The following is a 962-nucleotide window of genomic DNA, read 5'->3' on the forward strand; positions in this document are numbered from 1 at the left end:
CGTCGACGACCCGGTCGGGTGTCTCCGGCGCGCGCCAGTCGGTCGTGAGTTCGAGCAGCTGGACCAGCATCCGACCCGTCGCGCCCCAGACGGTGTAGTCGCCGACGTGGAAGTAGTGGACGCGGACGTCGCCCACGCCGGCGCGCTCCCGACGCTCGGACTCGTAGTTCGCGGGGTCGGTCAGCGCCGAGACCGGCAGCGTCGTGATCTCGGCGACCTCGCGCTCGTCGGGTTCGTACTCGCGGTCGGGCACCTCCGCGACGAACGGGCGGATCGCGTAGCCGGAGGTGGTCGTGGTGTCGTCCAGCCGGCCGACGATCGAGGGATCGGACTCCGGGAGGCCGATCTCCTCGAACGCCTCGCGGCGGGCGGTGGCGGTCAGGTCCGGGTCGAACGGCTCGTGACCGCCGCCGGGAAACGCCATCTGGCCGGGGTGGGAGCCGAGGTGGTCGGCCCGCTTGATGAACAGCAGCGAGGGCTCGCCGTCGCGCTCGACCACCGGCGCGAGCACGCTGGCCCAGCGCTCCGCGTCGGCGATCGTGACCGGCTCGTAGCTGCCGAGCCCCGACAGTTCCATATCTCACTGTCGGCGGTAGTCGGTCAAAAACGCTTCGTCGGTTTCACTCCCCGAGCGCGAGTAGGCGCTCGCGAGTCTCCCGGAGCTCGACCGGTCCCCACGCCTCCACGTCGTAGGTCACGTCGGCCAGCGTCGCGGCACGCTCCTCGTCGCCTTCGTCGACGGCCGTCTCGGCCTCCGCGCGCAGGCGCTCGGCGGCGTGCTCGGCCGCGGTCGCGCGGTCGACCGAGCGCGCGGGCACGTCGAGGATATGTGGGAGATCTTCGCCCTCGTCGGGGAGCATCGGGAACGCGACGGGACCGACGATCAGCACCGCGTCGGCGTCGACCTCGCCCTCGACGGCGTCGGCGGGGAGTTCGACGAGGTAGTACTCCCGGATCGCCTC

General features: G+C 71.8%; 2 protein-coding genes. Both read right to left on the reverse strand.

The window, feature by feature from the left end; translation table 11 throughout:
- A partial coding sequence (locus ACFR9S_RS11690; RefSeq protein WP_379818736.1) for an NUDIX hydrolase occupies positions 1–577 on the reverse strand: 577 nt, incomplete at its 3' end.
- 43 nt (positions 578–620) lie between these two features.
- The coding region (locus ACFR9S_RS11695; RefSeq protein WP_379818738.1) for a DUF7109 family protein at positions 621–962 on the reverse strand (342 nt) is incomplete at its 5' end.

The sequence above is a fragment of the Halolamina salina genome (assembly GCF_042678005.1).
Taxonomy (GTDB): Archaea; Halobacteriota; Halobacteria; order Halobacteriales; family Haloferacaceae; genus Halolamina; species Halolamina salina.